This window comes from Halobaculum sp. P14, from assembly GCF_051195155.1.
Classification (GTDB): Archaea; Halobacteriota; Halobacteria; order Halobacteriales; family Haloferacaceae; genus JBNTKA01.
Genome location: NZ_JBNTKB010000001.1, coordinates 301,057 through 316,437 on the forward strand (window position 1 = coordinate 301,057; position 15,381 = coordinate 316,437).

Sequence of the window (15,381 nt, forward strand, 5' to 3'; positions counted from 1 at the left end):
GAGCCCGTCCCGCCACTCATTACACCGGTAGATTGGCCCGCGGCGTATCAGCGTTCCGAACTCCAGTACCGTCGCTGCGAGCGTCGCCTTCCTGTCCGCGCGCGAACTACCTCTAATTAGGCCGGCCGAAAAACCGACGGGCTTATCACCCTTTAGGGATGCCAAAACCATATGCGACGACGAGACTTCATCGGCATCGGCGCCGGTGCACTGACCGCCGGCCTCGCCGGCTGCACAGACTCCGCGGGCCAGAACAGCTCCCCGACGGCCGAGGACACGCCGACGGACTCGGCGGACGACACGCCGACGGCGACGCCCGAGGACACGAGCTACTCCGTCTCCATCGAGCCGATGGGCGAAGTGACGTTCGAGGACGTCCCGCAGACGTGGGCCGCCAACAACGGCAGCTGGGCGGACATGGGGGTCGCGCTCGGGCTCGACGCGCCGAAGGGCGTCTGGCTGCCGAGCCGCTACCACACGCAGTACTACGACGAGATTCCGGGCGTCAGCGTCGACGCCAGCAGCATCAAGAAGCTGTGGGGGAGCGGCGGCGTCAGCAAGGAGTCGTTCCTCGCGATGGACGCCGACGTCCACGTCATGGACCCGAACTTCCTGCTGAACCGCGGCAGCTGGGAGCAGAGCGACGTCGACCAGATCGAATCCGAGGTCGGACCGTTCTTCGGAAACAGCATCTTCTCGCGGAGCTACGGCTGGCACGAGGACTACCGCTACTACACCCTGTATCAGGCGTTCGAGAAGCTCGCGCAGGTGTTCCAGCGCACCGACCGCTTCGAGGCGTTCGAACAGCTTCACGCGGATTTCCAGGCGAAGCTCGCGCCCGTCGTCCCGCCGCGGTCCGAGCGGCCCGCCGCCGCGGTGTTCTGGGGGAGCGGCGACAAGCCCGAGAAGTTCTACCCGTACGTGATGAGCGGCGGCACGAGCTTCAAGCAGTGGCGCGACCTGAAGGTGAAAGACGCGCTCGCCAACAGCGACGTGAAGGACTTCCACGCGAGCCGCGGCGCCATCGACTTCGAGACGATGCTGGAGATAGACCCGGAGGTCATCCTGATGCGCGGCCAGGAGGCGAAGACCGCCGAGGAGTTCCAGAACACCGTCGTCGCGTTCATGAAGCAACACGACGTGGCGAGCAAACTGACCGCGGTGCAGAACGGCGACGTCTACCGCGGCGGCCCGCTCTACCAGGGCCCGATTTCGAACCTCGTGCTCACGGAGCGCGCGGCGAGCCAGGTGTACGGCGTCGACGAGCAGCTGTTCGACCGCCAGCGCGTCGCCGACATCGTCGCCGGCGACATCTGAAGCGACGACGACCGAACGCCGAACCGCCGACGCACCGCTGCGCACACGGCCCCTCCCGTCCGCCGCTTTTTCTGCCCGTCGACGCGACTCACCACCACCGGGTCCGCCCAGCCACCCCCGGCCGTACCGAAGGCCTTTTGACTGATTAGGGGTGCCTAAATCACATGGACTGTCGGTACGTGGGTGAGCAGTAGATGGCCGGCGGAAACCGCTCGTTGCGGGCCGGAGACCTCCGCGAGTGGCTGAGTTGGTTCGACGCGTCGCTGGTCTCGCTCGTCGTCGGCGCCACCGCCATCACGATGCTCGCCGGGCTGGTGCAGGTGAGCTTCGGGGCGTTCACGATGAGCCTCGGGACCGTGTGGGCGTCGGTGTTCGACCCGGTGGTCTGGACGAACCCGCAGGTGCTGTTACGGCTGTTCCTCGGGGACGGATTCGGCACCGACGTCGCGCGGTTCCTCGGGCTCTCGACCGCCGAAGTGGAGATGTCGAAGGAGACGCTCATCGTCTGGCAGATTCGGATGCCGCGCGTCATCGTCGCGATGTTCGTCGGCGCGAACCTCTCGGTCTCCGGCGCCATCTTCCAGGCGGTGACGCGGAACGAACTCGCGTCCCCGTACATCCTCGGCGTCTCCTCCGGCGCCGGCCTCGCGATTCTGTTGACGCTCGTCGTGTTCAGCGGCCTCGCGTCGCTGCTTCCGGTGGTCGCCGCGCTCGGCGGCGCCGCCGCGTTCCTGCTGGTGTACGCCATCGCGTGGAAGGGCGGAACCAACCCGGTGCGGCTCGTCCTCGCCGGCGTCATCGTCTCGACGGTGTTCCAGTCGCTCCAGACGGGGCTGTTCTTCTTCGCCGACGACCTCGGCGTCGTCCAGACGGCCATCGCGTGGACGACCGGGTCGCTCACCGGCGTGGACTGGGAGCAGGTCCGGATGATTCTGCCGTGGACCGTCATCTCGATGGCGGCCGCGCTCGTCGGCGCGCGCCAGCTCAACGTCCTGCTACTCGGCGAGCGGACCGCGCGGTCGCTCGGCATGCGGGTCGAGCGGGCGCGGTTCATGCTGTCGGGCATCGCCATCCTCGCGGCGGCAGCCGCCATCGCCGCCGCCGGCATCGTTGGCTTCGTCGGACTCATCGTCCCGCACATGGTGCGCCAGCTCGTCGGCAGCGACTACAAGCGGCTCGTCGTGGGCTGCCTGTTCGCCGGGCCGGCGCTGTTGACCGTCGCGGACGTCGGTGCGCGGCTCGCGCTCAGCCCGGCGCAGCTCCCGGTCGGCATCGTGACCGGGCTGGTCGGCGGCCCGTACTTCCTGTACCTGATGCGGAAAACGGACGCACTCGGTGACCTATGAGCACGTACGACGACACCTCCGGAGACTCGGAGACAGACGGAACGAACCGCGACGAACCGATCGAAACGGACAGCGAGTCCGCCGAAGCGACGTCTGCGGAAAGCGCGGCGTCGGCAGCCGACGCGGACGCGGGGAACGTCGACGTCGTCGACGCCGAACTCGCGGAGTCGACGGGGCCGGAGCTGTTCGTCGAGGACATCTCGCTGTCGTACGGCGACGACGACCCGGTCGTCGACGCCGAGACGGTCGTCGTCCCGGAGGGCGAAGTGACGGCGCTGGTCGGCCCGAACGGCTCCGGAAAGTCGACGCTGCTGCGCGCGATGTCCGCGGAGATGAAGCCGGACCGAGGCTCGGTGCTGCTCGACGGCGACGACGTTCAGTCGTTCGATACGAAGGCGCTGGCGAAGGAGCTCGGGATGCTCTCACAGGAGAACACGGCGCCGTCGTCGACGACGGTCCGCGACCTCGCGATGCACGGCCGGTACCCGCACCGCGGCTTCTTCGAGCGCACCTCCGAGGAGGACGAGCGCGCGGTGGAGCGCGCAATCGAGCGGGTCGGCGTCACGCACCTCGCGGACCGGCCGGTCGGCGACCTCTCCGGCGGCCAGAAGCAGCTCGCGTGGCTCGCGATGGTGCTCGCACAGGAGACGGACGTGCTGCTGCTGGACGAGCCGACGACGTACCTCGACTTGCACCACCAGCTCCGCGTCCTCGACGCCGTCAGGGAGCTGAACGAGGCCCGCGGCGTCACCGTCGCCGTCGTGCTCCACGACATCGGGCAGGCGGCGCGGTTCGCCGACAACCTCGTCGCGCTCCGCGACGGCGAGCCGTACGACTGGGGGCCGCCGGACGAGGTCGTCACCGACGACCTGCTGCGGGACGTCTTCGGCGTCGAGGCGGACGTCGGCTTCGGCCCGGACGGCCCGACCGTCACGCCGCGCCGCGCCCTCGACGAAGCCGACGGCGACGCCCGCGGCGACGACGACTGAGAGGGAGCCGCCGGCATCGCGTGAACGGACGAGCGACCACAGGCCGGCACAGCCAGGATTTCTTCGGACCCCACGTCGACTTGGGCTCCGGGATTCGCCGCCGAGTGCGCGGGAAACGCCGTAACTAAGAGCGTCCATCGAGTTTCGATTCGTAACGAATGAGCGCGGCGGAGGAGAGCGCGTTCGACGTCTACCGTGACCGCGTGGAGCGGCCGCTGTACCGGCTGTTCGTGGAGTACGGCACCGACGAGTGGCCGTGGCTGGTCGTCGGGATGACCGCGAACGTCATCGCCCGCGGCGCGAGCCTGCTGCCGCCGCTCGTCCTCGGCGTCGCCATCGACAGCGTGTTCGACGGCAATGCGCCGTACACGCTGCCGCTGGTGCCGGCGGGGATGCTGCCGACGGACGACGTCGGGCAGTTCTGGCTGTCCGCGGGCATCATCGCGGGGTCGTTCGTCGTGACGGCGGTGCTGACGTGGGTGTACGGCGTCGCCGCGAACAACTTCGCGCACCGCGTGATGCACGCCGTCAGGACGGACTCGTACGCGAAGATGCAGGAGCTGGACATGTGGTTCTTCGACGACAAGCAGACCGGCGAAGTGATGTCGGTGCTGAATAACGACGCGACGAACCTGGAGCGGTTCCTCGACGACGCGCTACAGAACTCGGTCCGGCTCGGCGTGATGCTCGTCGGCATCGGCGTCGTGCTGTTCGCGGAGAACTGGCAGCTCGCCGCGCTGACGCTCGTCGCGGTGCCGGGGATGGTGCTGTTCACGTACTGGTTCATGAAGAAGGTGGAGCCGCGGTACGCCGCACAGCGCGACGCGGTCGGCGACCTGAACACGCGGCTGGAGAACGCCCTCGGCGGCGTCCAGCTCGTGAAGACCGCCGGGACCGAGTCGTACGAGACCGACCGGGTGAGGGACGCCTCGCACACGTACTTCGAGCGGACGCTGGCGATGCTTCGGCTGAACTACGTCTACCGGCCCGGGATGGAGCTGCTCGCCGGCGTCTCGTTCGCCGTCACGTTCGTCGTCGGCGGGCTCTGGCTGATTCAGGGCTCCGGACCCGGGCCGCTGACGGGCGAACTGAGCAGCGGCGCGTTCGTGACGTTCCTGCTTCTCACCCAGCGGTTCGTGACGCCGCTGTCGGAGGTGTCCACCATCGTCTCGCAGTACGAGAACGCGAAGGCGTCCAGCGAACGGGTGTTCGGGCTGCAGGACATCCCGCGGCGCGTCACCGACGAGCCGGACGCAGTCGACCTGACGGACGTCGAGGGTCGCGTCGAGTACGACCACGTCGACTTCCGGTACGACGACGACGGCGAACGGATACTGCGGGACGTGACGTTCGACGTCGACCCCGGGGAGACGGTGGCGCTCGTCGGCCCGACCGGCGCCGGGAAGTCGACGCTGCTGAAGCTGCTGCTCCGGCTGTACGACGTCGACGGCGGCGCCATCCGCGTCGACGGCCACGACGTCCGTGACGTGACCGCCAGCAGCCTGCGGAGTGCGGTCGGCTACGTCAGCCAGGACGCCTACCTGTTCGACGGCACCGTCGCGGAGAACATCCGGTACGGCCGGTTCGACGCCGACGACGAGGCGGTCCGGGAGGCCGCCAACGCCGCGGAGGCGCACGAGTTCATCACGAAACTCCCGAAGGGGTACGACACCGAAATCGGCGAGCGCGGCGTGAAACTCTCCGGCGGGCAGCGCCAGCGGCTCTCCATCGCCCGGACGATGCTGCAGGAGCCGGACGTCCTCGTGCTCGACGAGGCGACGTCAGACGTCGACACGGAGACCGAGATGCTGATTCAGCGCAGCCTCGACCGGCTCTCGGCCGACCGCACCACGTTCGTCATCGCCCACCGCCTCTCGACGGTGAAAGACGCCGACGAGATTCTGGTGCTCGAAGACGGCGCGGTCGTCGAACGCGGCGACCACGGCGAACTCCTCGAGGCAGACGGCCTGTACGCCAAACTCTGGGGGGTGCAGGCCGGCGAAATCGACGAGCTTCCCGACGAGTTCGTCGAACGCGCCCGCGAGCGGCAGGCCGAAACCGTCGTCTCCGGCGACGGCGACGACTGACCTCGGAGGCGAGGACCGCACTGTCGCCATCGCCGAACGAACGAATCCGTAGCGACCGGTCGGCGACGACCGCTGGCCGACGGCGTCGCAGGGGGCGACCGAACCGGTTCAGCGCTCCGTCCGTGACCGGAAACTACTTGCCCCGATCTCGGTTTAGGCTAGCCTAATGCACGGCGAACTCGCGACGGTTCGGCGGCGCGTGGAGTCGCTCGCCAGCGCGACCGGCGCGTACGTGGTCGCGTGTCCGGACAGCGGCGACCGACCGGTCCCGGTGTCGGGCCTCCGGTTCGCGGACCGGGCCGACGCCACGGCCGCCGCGCGCGCGGCCGAACGGTTCCGTCGGCTGCTCGGCCGATACGACCCCGCGGTACAGCAGTACGACCTCGTGGCTCGGCGGCTCGGCCACGCCTCGCCCTCCGCCGAGGACGGCGAGGCGTGCCACCGGCTCGTCGGTGCGCTGCTCGACGCGCTCGACGCGTTCGACCGCGGGGGCGTCGAGGCCGCGGCGCTCGACACCTACCGCACGGTGGCGCCGGTGACGGCGCGGCCGGCGCTCGCGCGGACGCTGCTGTGGGCCGTGACCACCGAAATCGACGGCCGCGTCCCGGCCTCCGAGACGCCGGAGTTGGTCGCGGCGGCCGCGGCGGAGCGCGGCGCCGTCGACACCGCGACCCCCGTCGGCGACGCCGTCGGCGCGCTCAGCCGGCACGGGCTCGTCGCCGAGGCGGACGTCGAGCGCGCGGCGGCCGAGTGGGACGGCGCCAGCCGGCGGCGACGCGGCCGCGAACACCGCGTGTCGCTGTCGGGGTACGCGCTCGCCGAACCGACCGGCCACCTGCCGACGCTGCCGCTCGCGGTCGAACTCCGGCGGCGGCTGCCGTCCCGGTTCGGCGTACAGTTCGTCGAGGCGGCGGTCGAGGACGCCGGCTTCGCCGTCACGGTTCGGCTGGTCCCCGGCGGCGTCGACGCCGGACTGGTCCGGGTACGCTGTGCGGACGCGCGGTCGGCGGGAACCGAAACCGCAACGGAGCCGCGCGGGGACGGCCGAGCATGAGCGCGCTCGACACCGACGCGGCCTACGACGTCGTGGTCGCCGGCGGCGGCGTCGCCGGCCTCACCGCCGCGACGTACACCGCCCGCGCAGACTTCCGAACGCTCGTCGTCACCGGCGGAGAGTCCATCCTGCGGCGGAACGCGCACCTCGAAAACGTCCCCGGGTTCCCGGCCGGCGTGAACCCGCGGCTGTTCGCCGATATGCTGCGCGAGCAGGCCGAGCGGAACGGCGCGACGCTGGAATCAGGCCGCGTCACCGACGTCGACGGCGACGTCGAGGACGGATTCTCGGTGGCGGTCACGGACGACTCAGGCGGGCCGAAGTCCGTGACGACAGCCCGGGTCGTCGCGGCGTCGTGGTCCGACGCCGACTACCTGGACGGACTCGGCGTCGAAATCCGCGACGCCGGCAGCAAGCGGTACGTCGACGCCGACGACCACGGCCGCACGTCGGTCGACGGCGTCTACGTCGCCGGCCGGCTCGCGGAGGAGTACCACCAGGCCGTCGTCGCTGCCGGCCACGGCGCCGACGCCGCAATCACGCTGATCCACGACAGCGACGTGCCGTTCTACCACGACTGGGTCGTCCCAGAGGGCTACTTCTCCGACCGCGGCCGCGACGTCCCGCCGGGCTGTGAGGAGATCGGGCCGGCCGAGCAGGCCCGCCGCCAGCGCGAGTCGCGCGAGACGATGCGGTCGTTCTTCGCGGAGCCGCACGGCGACCGCCAGCGCACCCACCCGAGCCTCGTCGACGACGACCGCGGCCGCCTCGACGACTGGACGGCTGCCGCGGACAGCGGCGACGCACGGGACGCCGGAAGCGACGACAGCGATACAGGCACCGGCGCCGACGCCGACGCGGCGTCCGGCGACGGCGCCGACTGACCGGGCCGCCCGGGACGGCCACGATTTAACACGGCGTCGCGCGAACCGGGGCCACGTATGGGCGAACTCCTCGCTGACACCAACGTCGCGCTCGGCGTGACCGGCAGCATCGCGGCGGTGAAAACCGTCGAGTTGGCGCACGAACTGCGGCGGCACGGCGCCTCGGTCCGGGCCGTGATGACCGACGCCGCGCGCAGCATCGTCCACCCGTGGGCCGTCGAGTTCGCCACCGACAGCGACGTCGTCACGGAGATCACGGGCGGCGTCGAACACGTCGACCTCTGCGGCCGGGACGGCTGGGCCGACGTGTTCGTGGTGGCGCCGGCGACCGCGAACACCGTCGGGAAGGTCGCGGCCGCCGTCGACGACTCGCCGGTGACGACGTGCGCGACGACCGCGCTCGGCGCCGACGTCCCCGTCGTGGTGGCGCCGGCGATGCACGAACCCATGTACGACCACCCCGGCGTCCTCGACGCCATCGACCGCGTCGAGTCGTGGGGCGTCGACTTCGTCGACCCGCGCGTCGAGGAGGGGAAAGCCAAAATCGCGACCGAGGAGGCCATCGTCAGCGACGTCGCCCGCGCGGCCGGCGACCGCCCGCTCGACGGCCGACGAATCGTCGTCACCTCCGGAGCGACCAGCGAGCGCGTCGACCCGATTCGCGTCCTCACGAACCGGGCGTCCGGCCGGACCGGCCGCGCGGTCGCCCGCGCCTGCTACGCCGCCGGCGCGGACGTGACGCTGCTGCACGACGACGGCGACGTGCCGTACGCCGACGTCGTCGACGTGGAGTCCGCCGCGGAGATGACCGACGCCGCCGTGGCGGCCTGCGCCGACGCCGACGCGCTGGTCTCGGCGGCCGCCATCTCCGATTACACCGTCGACGCCGCCCCGGAGAAAATCCGGTCCGGCCAGGAGTCGCTGACGCTCGAACTCGCGCCGACGCCGAAACTCATCGATACGGTGCGGGAGGCGTACCCGGAGCTCGCGGTCGTCGGCTTCAAGGCGGAGTCCGAAGGCGACGACGACGCGATGGTGGAGCGCGCCCGGGCGACGCTCCGCCGCGCCGACCTCTCGTTCGTCGTCGCGAACGACGCCTCCGTGATGGGCGCGGAGACCACCCGAGCCCTGCTGGTTCGCGAGGACGACGCCGCGGAGTTCCGCGGGTCGAAACTCGGCCTCGGCGTCCGGGTCGCCGCGGAGCTCGAAGCGGAACTCGGCGACGCGGCGTAGCGCGGCGGCGACGCCTCGCAGAGTTAGCAGCGTCGGTGCGACGCGGACTGGTTCCGCGTCACCGTGGACGCGTCAGTCGTCGGCCGGCTCTTCGACTTGTTCGTCGGCCGCGCCGGGCCAGCGGACCTGCGGTTCGAACTCGACGCCCATCCGCTGGGCGGCCCGCGAAATCATGTGCGCGCCGGTCGGCGCGGTCAGGAACAGGAACAGGATGGTGACCAGCGCCTTCAGGCCGTCGCCGCCCGGGCCGAAGTACGCCCACGTGGCGAGCGCGATGCTGGACGCGCCGAGCGTCGTCGCTTTCGAGGTCGCGTGCAGCCGGTTGTAGACGTTCGGGAGCCGGAGCAGCCCGACGGTCCCGACCGTCAGGAACGCGGCGCCGACGACGACGAGCACGGCGATCACCGCGGAGACGACCGGCGAGGGCGCGGCGGCCGCGCCGGAGGCAGCGGCGGTCATTCGATGATGTCCCCCTCCGTCACGTACCGCGCGACGGTGACGGTGCTGATAAAGCCGATGATGGCGAGTACGATGCTGACGTCGACGAAGAAGCCGGCGCCGGTGAGCATCGCGTACAGCAGCGCGATGGCGACGACGTTCGTCCCGATGACGTCGAGCGCGACGACGCGGTCGGGCGTCGTCGGGCCGACGATGACGCGGTAGCCGACGGCGAGCGTCAGCGCCGCCGACAGCGCCAGCGCGGCCTCCAACAGCAGCGCGAGCGGGTCACTCATCGGCGTCACCTCCGCGAGGCTCGACGTGTTCGTCGGCCGCGCCGGCGTCGTCGCCCTGCGCCGCGTCCGGGTCGGGAACCGGGTCGCCGGGCTTCAGTTCTTCGTTGAACACGACGAGCGCGTAGTCCTCCCACACCCGGACGGGTTCGAGGATGTCGTCGCCGCTGATGCTGTGCACGTACAGGCTGTTTCTGTCGGCGTTGTAGTCCATCGTCAGGGTTCCGGGGGTGAGCGTGATGCTGTTCGCGATGGTGGTGACGGCGGCGTCCGACTCGACGCGCAGCGGCACTTCGACGACCGCCGGGTCGATGGGCATCGACGGGCTGACGACCAGCCGCGCGACCGAGAGGTTCGCGACCAGCAGCTCCTTCACGAACGCGAGCACGTACAGCGCAGCGTACGGGACGGCGCTGAGGCTCCGCGCGGTCGGCCGGCCGCTGTAGAAGCGCCGGAGGCCGTACGCGACCGGCAGCGACACCGCGACGCCGATGAGGCCCTCCTCGGCGACGCGGATTGCGGCGGTGCCGGGCGGCCACAGCGGGACGCCGCGGACCACCAGCCACAGCAGCGTGAACCCCGCCGCGTTCAACAGCACGCGGCGCCAGTTGACGTCCGCCATCAGTGCCCACCTCCGTCGCCTGCGGCGGGCATCGACGGGTCGACCGCGTCGACGTAGCCGGCGGTGTCGGTCGCGGCGCGGGCGGCGTGGCCGGCGGCGTCGACGACGAACTCGACGCCGACGCCGAAGCCGACGAGACACAGCGCGAGCGCGACGACGACGGTGACCTGCACGGCGAGCGCGCGGCGCGGTGCCGCGACGCTGCCGCCGTCGGTCGCCGCCGCGCCGCCGCCGCCGGCCCACCGGGCGGGCAGCACGGCGTCGACGGTGTCGCTCGGCTCACCCCAGAAGACGGCGTTCCAGGCGCGCGTGACGTACGCGATGGTGAGCACGGCGCCGACGAGCGCGACCGCGAGCGCGGCCGGCGCGAGCGCGCCGGCGACGCCCGCGGCGGTCGCCTCCGTGGCGACGCGGAACACGAGCAGTTTCCCGAAGAAGCCGACGAGCGGCGGCAGCCCGACGAGCGACAGCGCGCCGAGCAGGAACGCCGCGGCGAGCAGCGGGGCGCGCCGCGCGAGGCCGCCGAGCCGGTCGAACTCGGTGGTTCCGACCGCGGTGTAGATGGCGCCGGACACCAAGAACAGCAGCGACTTCGCGACCGCGTGGTTGAACGCGTACACGAGCGCCGCGGCGACGCCGAGGACGGCGAGCGTCGACCCGCCGAAGAACGCCGTCGACGCCGTCGGCGCGGCCATCGCGACCGACAGCGGCAGCACGATGAAGCCGACCTGGCCGATGCTGGAGAACGCGAGCAGTCCGTCGACGTCCTCGCGGCCGACGGCGCCGACGCCGCCGTAGACGATGGACGCCGCCGCCATCACGAACAGCACGGGCGCGAGGTAGCCGAACGTCGAGGCGTCGGCGTAGGCGGCGCCGCCGAACACGGTGAAGAACAGCCGGATGACGGCGTACACGCCGACCTTCTTGACGACGCCTGCGAGCACCGCGGTCACCGGGGCCGGCGCGGCGCGGTACGCCGACGGCACCCAGAAGTGGAACGGGACGACGCCGGCTTTCAGCGCGAACACGGCGAGCAGCAGCGCGCCGAGGCCGAGCGTCGGCGCCAGTTCGACGTCGTACGCCGCCGGGTGGGCGAGCCGCACCGCCATGTCGGCCATGTTGAGCGTGCCGGTCGTCGCATACAGCCCGCCGATGGCGACGAGCATGACGGCGCTCCCGACGAGGTTCAACACGACGTAGGTGAGCGCGGCGCGGGTGTGCGTCGGCCCCGAGTAGAACAGCACGAGCACGTAGCTCGACATCAGCATCACCTCGAACCAGACGAAGAGGTTGAACACGTCGCCGGTGAGGAACGCGCCGGAGACGCCGACGAGCATGAAGTGGAACAGCGGGTGGAACGACAGCCGCTGACCGACCTCGTCGATGTACACCGTGGCGTACACGAGCGCCGGCAGCGCGACCAGCCCGGCGACGCCGAGCATGAACGCCGACAGCGCGTCGGCGACGAGCGTGATGCCGAACGGCGCCGGCCAGTTCGAGACGTAGTACGGGACCGCCGCGGGGTTCGCCGGTTCGAGGACGATTCTGTTGAACAGCGCCGCGGTTGCGGCGAAGTAGGCCGCGCCGCCGAGCAGGCTGACGGCGCGTTCGACCCGGCCGTCGAACCGGGTGAGCAGCGTCAGGATGGCGGTGCCGAGCGCGACCAACAGCGGCGCGATTACGATGGTGTTCGTCATTGGTTCTCCCCCCGGTCAGTGCGGCCGAGGTCGAAGGTGTCGATTGTGCCGTGCTCCTCGTAGACGCGGTACGTCAACACGAGCGCGAGCGCGGTGGTCCCGAAGCCGATGACGATGGCGGTGAGCACGAGCGCCTGCACCAGCGGGTCCGTCGGCGCCGGCTCCGGGTTCGCGCCGAAGTGGCCGATGGGCGCGGCGCCCGAGAAGCCGCCCATCGTGACGAGGTAGACGTTCGCGGCCTGCGAGATGATGGAGACGCCCCAAACGACGCGGACGACGTCGCGGCGCAGCACGAGGAACGTGCCGAGCGCGAACAGCGTGCCGAGCACCGCGGCGAGAATCCACTGCGTCATTCGCTTCCCACCTCCCCGACGATGGTGAGCAGTCCGCCGACGACGGCGAAGAACACGCCGAGGTCGAACGCGAACGCCGACGCCACCTCGAACTCGCCGTACAGCGGGACGCCGTGCAGCAGCAGGACGCCCTGCGTCAGGAAGCCTTCGCCGACCAGCACCGGGACGAGCCCGGCGCCGGCGGCGAGCGCGAGGCCGGCGGAGAACAGCCACCGGTAGTACTCGACGGGCGGGTGCGCCGAGTCGGCGCTGCCGCGAACCGCGAGCAGGTCGGACTGCAGGAACTCGAGGCCGAAGACGACGTACACCAGCACGAACGCCGTCACGGTGAGGACCGCGCCGATGAAGCCGCCGCCGGGCTGATTGTGGCCCTGCAGCAGCAGCGCGACCGCCGTCACCAGGATGATGGGGACGACGATTCTGACGACCGTCCGCGAGATGACCGTGGTCCGGCGCTCGTACGACCGGCCCGGCGCGGTCGGCTCCGCGGACTCGGCGCCGTCCGGGACGTTCCCGTCCGCCGGCTCGCCGCCGTCGGCCCGGAGGGTCCGGTCGGTCACTGCGTCTCACCTCTGTCGCGCATCCGGACGAGCGTCAACACGGCCAGCGCGGCCATGGCGACCACCGAGATTTCGCCCATGGTGTCGAACGCGCGGAGGTCGACGAGGATGACGTTGACGACGTTCGCGCCGCCGCCGTAGTCCGTGAAGAACGACGCGTGGTGTTCGCCCGGCGGCAGCCCGGCTTTCTCGACGAGCGTCCCGGCGATGCTGTCGGGCGACCCGGCCGTCGCGAACACGACCGTCAGGAACACGGTGGCGCCGACGCCGACCGACAGCACCGTGTCGCGAGCGACCGTGAACCGGTCGGCTTCGCCGTAGAACGCCGGGAGCCGGTCGAGGACGAGCAGGAAGATGACGAGCACAAGCGTCTCCACGACCAGCTGCGTCAGCGCGAGGTCGGGCGCGTCCGCGAGGATGTAGAAGATGGCGACCATGAACCCGAGAATCGACAGCGTCAGGACGCCGGCGACGTGCGACGGCGCGTCCGTCACCGCGTACGCGCCGACGAGCGCGACCAGAAGCACCAGCACGAGCGCCGGCGTCATGCCGTCGGCGACGGCGAACGCCGGGAGCGAGACGCCGGCGACGACGTAGCCGCCGAGCGCCAGCGCCGCCGTGGCGGCGAGCCCCCACGCGACGTACGTCCGGACGAGCCCGGTCTGCACCGTCGGCGTGACGCGCTTGGACGCCGCGGTCAGCCCGTCGACGCCGTTGTCGTACCACCAGTTCGCGCGCACCGGGCCGGCGAGCAGCGACCGGACGGCGTCGTGGACGCGGTCGTACTGCGGCCACAGCAGCGCGCCGACGCCGATGGTGACCGCGCTCATCGCGACCGGCGGCGTCAACTCGGTCGGGAGGCCGACGTGGATGTCGTGGCCGTGACCGGCGACGCTGCTCTCGTACACCGACTGCACGAGCAGGTCGACGGCGGTCTGCGGGGAGACGCTGACGACGGCGACGACGACGCCGAGCACCACCGGCGGCGCGAGCATCGCGAGCGGCGGCCGGTGGACGTCCCCGAGCGCCTCGTTGCGGTCGCCGAGGAACAGCGAGAGGACCTTCACGGAGTAGAGGAAGGTGAACACCGACCCGGCGACGGCGACGACGGGGAACAGCCACGCGAGGCCGCCGACCGCGTGACCGAGTTCGTACGTCGCCTCGAACAGCAGCTCCTTGGAGTAGAAGCCGTTGAACGGCGGAATTCCGGCCATCGACAGCGACGCCAGTCCGGCGACGACGGCGGTGACCGGGAGGTCGTGCCGGAGCCCGCTGAGTTCGTCGATGCTGCGGGTGCCGGCCTCGTGTGCCACGATGCCGGCGACGAGGAACAGCGCGGCCTTGAACGACGCGTGGTTCAGGATGTGGAACGCGCCGGTCTCCGCGCCGTAGGTGTTGGCGGCGCCGTAGCCGGCGACGATGAGGCCGAGGTGGGACGCCGTCGAGTACGCGAGCAACTCTTTGATGTCGGTGGACTGCACCGCGAGCACCGCGGCGACGGTCATGGTGAGCAGCCCGAGCGTCGTCAACACGAGCGTCCACTCGGGGAGCGCGGCGAGCCCCGACGCAGCAGCGTGCGCCGCGTCCGCGGCTTCGCCCTCCGCCGCGGAGACGAAGAACGGCCGGAAGCGGCCGACGAGGTAGACGCCGGCTTTCACCATCGTCGCGGAGTGCAGGAACGCCGACACCGGCGTCGGCGCCTCCATCGCGTTCGGCAGCCAGACGTGGAACGGGACCTGCGCGGACTTGGTGGCCGCGCCGACGGTCAACAGCAGCAGCACCGGGACGAGCATGCCGGCGTCGCGGAGCGTCGCGGCGGTTTCGCCGGCGTTCGCGAGCAGCGACCCCGGCCCGGCAATCGTGGTCGTGCCGCCCGCCCACGCGAGCGCGAGGAAGCCGACGAGCATGAACAGGCCGCCGGACACCGTGATGAGCATCGACTTCCGGGCGGCGTACTGCGACGACTCCTCGCCGGTGTAGTGGCCGATGAGGACGAACGACGAGAGGCTCGTCAGCTCCCAGAACGTGAACAGCGCGAACAGGTCGGCGGCGAGCGCGACGCCGAGCATCGACCCCATGAACGCGAGCAGCGTCGCGTAGTACTTCATCTGCCCCGACTCGCCGTGCATGTAGCCGCCGGAGTAGGTGAGGATGAGGACGCCGACGCCGGAGGCGAGCACGGCGATGAGCAGCGCCAGCCCGTCGACGTAGAAGCCGAGCGAGACGCCGAGCGACGGCACCCACTCGACCGCGTAGCGCGTGCCGCCGTGCAGGTGGACGCCCGCCGCGTACAGCCGGGCGACCAGCCCGAGACAGACTGCCGCGACGGCCGCCGCGTAGTAGGCGGTGCGCTCGCCGAGCACCCGGTAGACGGCCGGGGTGAGCGCCGCCCCCACGAACGGGAGAAAGACGACGGCAAGGACGGTTTCGAGCACGACCGAACGGTCGGCCGACGCCGACTTAGATGTTGAGGAAACAGAAGCGCCGGGACAGCCGAGCGAACCGCGC

The 15,381-nt window shown here is 71.0% G+C and carries 14 protein-coding genes; 7 read left to right on the top strand and 7 right to left on the bottom strand.

What is annotated here, in order from left to right:
• Positions 1-171: 171 nt before the first annotated feature.
• From ACQUS7_RS01570 to coaBC, 7 genes are all read left to right on the top strand, one after another.
• The gene (locus ACQUS7_RS01570) at positions 172-1,317 is read left to right on the top strand and encodes an ABC transporter substrate-binding protein (RefSeq protein ID WP_435143968.1); all 1,146 of its coding nucleotides are present in this window, start codon (positions 172-174) and stop codon (positions 1,315-1,317) included.
• Positions 1,318-1,511: 194 nt separating this feature from the next.
• Entirely contained in the window at positions 1,512-2,663 is a 1,152-nt protein-coding gene (locus ACQUS7_RS01575; protein WP_435143970.1) for a FecCD family ABC transporter permease, read from the top strand.
• Positions 2,660-3,652, top strand: coding sequence for an ABC transporter ATP-binding protein (locus tag ACQUS7_RS01580; protein ID WP_435143972.1), 993 nt, complete (start codon positions 2,660-2,662; stop codon positions 3,650-3,652). The genes ACQUS7_RS01575 and ACQUS7_RS01580 overlap by 4 nt, the downstream gene beginning before the upstream one ends.
• Before the next feature lie 158 nt (positions 3,653-3,810).
• Positions 3,811-5,739: an ABC transporter ATP-binding protein gene (locus ACQUS7_RS01585; protein ID WP_435143975.1), complete on the top strand. Its 1,929-nt coding sequence runs from the start codon at positions 3,811-3,813 to the stop codon at positions 5,737-5,739.
• 166 nt (positions 5,740-5,905) lie between these two features.
• Positions 5,906-6,793: a DUF7551 domain-containing protein gene (locus ACQUS7_RS01590; protein ID WP_435143978.1), complete on the top strand. Its 888-nt coding sequence runs from the start codon at positions 5,906-5,908 to the stop codon at positions 6,791-6,793.
• Complete coding sequence (locus tag ACQUS7_RS01595; protein ID WP_435128496.1) at positions 6,790-7,677, top strand: FAD-binding protein; 888 nt, start codon at positions 6,790-6,792, stop codon at positions 7,675-7,677. Before ACQUS7_RS01590 ends, ACQUS7_RS01595 begins: the two co-directional genes overlap by 4 nt.
• A 57-nt stretch (positions 7,678-7,734) precedes the next feature.
• Complete coding sequence (gene coaBC, locus ACQUS7_RS01600) at positions 7,735-8,910, top strand: bifunctional phosphopantothenoylcysteine decarboxylase/phosphopantothenate--cysteine ligase CoaBC (protein ID WP_435143981.1); 1,176 nt, start codon at positions 7,735-7,737, stop codon at positions 8,908-8,910.
• A 72-nt stretch (positions 8,911-8,982) separates the two neighbouring features.
• Here the strand turns inward: coaBC and mnhG are convergent, their stop codons facing one another.
• From mnhG to mbhE, 7 genes are all read right to left on the bottom strand, one after another.
• Complete coding sequence (gene mnhG / locus ACQUS7_RS01605) at positions 8,983-9,369, bottom strand: monovalent cation/H(+) antiporter subunit G (RefSeq protein ID WP_435128491.1); 387 nt, start codon at positions 9,367-9,369, stop codon at positions 8,983-8,985.
• A complete protein-coding gene (locus ACQUS7_RS01610) occupies positions 9,366-9,644 on the bottom strand; it encodes a monovalent cation/H+ antiporter complex subunit F (protein ID WP_435128488.1) in 279 nt (92 codons plus the stop codon). Before ACQUS7_RS01610 ends, mnhG begins: the two co-directional genes overlap by 4 nt.
• Positions 9,637-10,263 (bottom strand): Na+/H+ antiporter subunit E, encoded by a 627-nt coding sequence (locus ACQUS7_RS01615; RefSeq protein ID WP_435143985.1) that lies wholly within the window; start codon positions 10,261-10,263, stop codon positions 9,637-9,639. The genes ACQUS7_RS01610 and ACQUS7_RS01615 overlap by 8 nt, the downstream gene beginning before the upstream one ends.
• Positions 10,263-11,960: a complex I subunit 5 family protein gene (locus ACQUS7_RS01620; protein WP_435143988.1), complete on the bottom strand. Its 1,698-nt coding sequence runs from the start codon at positions 11,958-11,960 to the stop codon at positions 10,263-10,265. The genes ACQUS7_RS01615 and ACQUS7_RS01620 overlap by 1 nt, the downstream gene beginning before the upstream one ends.
• A complete protein-coding gene (locus ACQUS7_RS01625; protein WP_435128479.1) occupies positions 11,957-12,313 on the bottom strand; it encodes a sodium:proton antiporter in 357 nt (118 codons plus the stop codon). The genes ACQUS7_RS01620 and ACQUS7_RS01625 overlap by 4 nt, the downstream gene beginning before the upstream one ends.
• Positions 12,310-12,753 carry an MnhB domain-containing protein gene (locus tag ACQUS7_RS01630; protein WP_435129343.1) on the bottom strand — a complete coding sequence of 148 codons (444 nt, stop codon included), beginning with the start codon at positions 12,751-12,753 and terminating at the stop codon, positions 12,310-12,312. Before ACQUS7_RS01630 ends, ACQUS7_RS01625 begins: the two co-directional genes overlap by 4 nt.
• Before the next feature lie 116 nt (positions 12,754-12,869).
• Complete coding sequence (gene mbhE / locus ACQUS7_RS01635) at positions 12,870-15,308, bottom strand: hydrogen gas-evolving membrane-bound hydrogenase subunit E (protein WP_435128476.1); 2,439 nt, start codon at positions 15,306-15,308, stop codon at positions 12,870-12,872.
• Positions 15,309-15,381 lie beyond the last annotated feature (73 nt).

Excerpts from the sequence above, each read along its gene's own strand:
- ACQUS7_RS01615 (WP_435143985.1), bottom strand. The coding sequence starts at position 10,263 with ATGGCGGACGTCAACTGGCGCCGCGTGCTGTTGAACGCGGCGGGGTTC.
- ACQUS7_RS01595 (WP_435128496.1), top strand. The coding sequence starts at position 6,790 with ATGAGCGCGCTCGACACCGACGCGGCCTACGACGTCGTGGTCGCCGGC.
- ACQUS7_RS01590 (WP_435143978.1), top strand. The coding sequence starts at position 5,906 with ATGCACGGCGAACTCGCGACGGTTCGGCGGCGCGTGGAGTCGCTCGCC.
- ACQUS7_RS01620 (WP_435143988.1), bottom strand. The coding sequence starts at position 11,960 with ATGACGAACACCATCGTAATCGCGCCGCTGTTGGTCGCGCTCGGCACC.
- mnhG (WP_435128491.1), bottom strand. The coding sequence starts at position 9,369 with ATGACCGCCGCTGCCTCCGGCGCGGCCGCCGCGCCCTCGCCGGTCGTC.
- coaBC (WP_435143981.1), top strand. The coding sequence starts at position 7,735 with ATGGGCGAACTCCTCGCTGACACCAACGTCGCGCTCGGCGTGACCGGC.
- ACQUS7_RS01625 (WP_435128479.1), bottom strand. The coding sequence starts at position 12,313 with ATGACGCAGTGGATTCTCGCCGCGGTGCTCGGCACGCTGTTCGCGCTC.
- ACQUS7_RS01575 (WP_435143970.1), top strand. The coding sequence starts at position 1,512 with ATGGCCGGCGGAAACCGCTCGTTGCGGGCCGGAGACCTCCGCGAGTGG.
- ACQUS7_RS01570 (WP_435143968.1), top strand. The coding sequence starts at position 172 with ATGCGACGACGAGACTTCATCGGCATCGGCGCCGGTGCACTGACCGCC.
- ACQUS7_RS01585 (WP_435143975.1), top strand. The coding sequence starts at position 3,811 with ATGAGCGCGGCGGAGGAGAGCGCGTTCGACGTCTACCGTGACCGCGTG.
- ACQUS7_RS01580 (WP_435143972.1), top strand. The coding sequence starts at position 2,660 with ATGAGCACGTACGACGACACCTCCGGAGACTCGGAGACAGACGGAACG.
- ACQUS7_RS01610 (WP_435128488.1), bottom strand. The coding sequence starts at position 9,644 with ATGAGTGACCCGCTCGCGCTGCTGTTGGAGGCCGCGCTGGCGCTGTCG.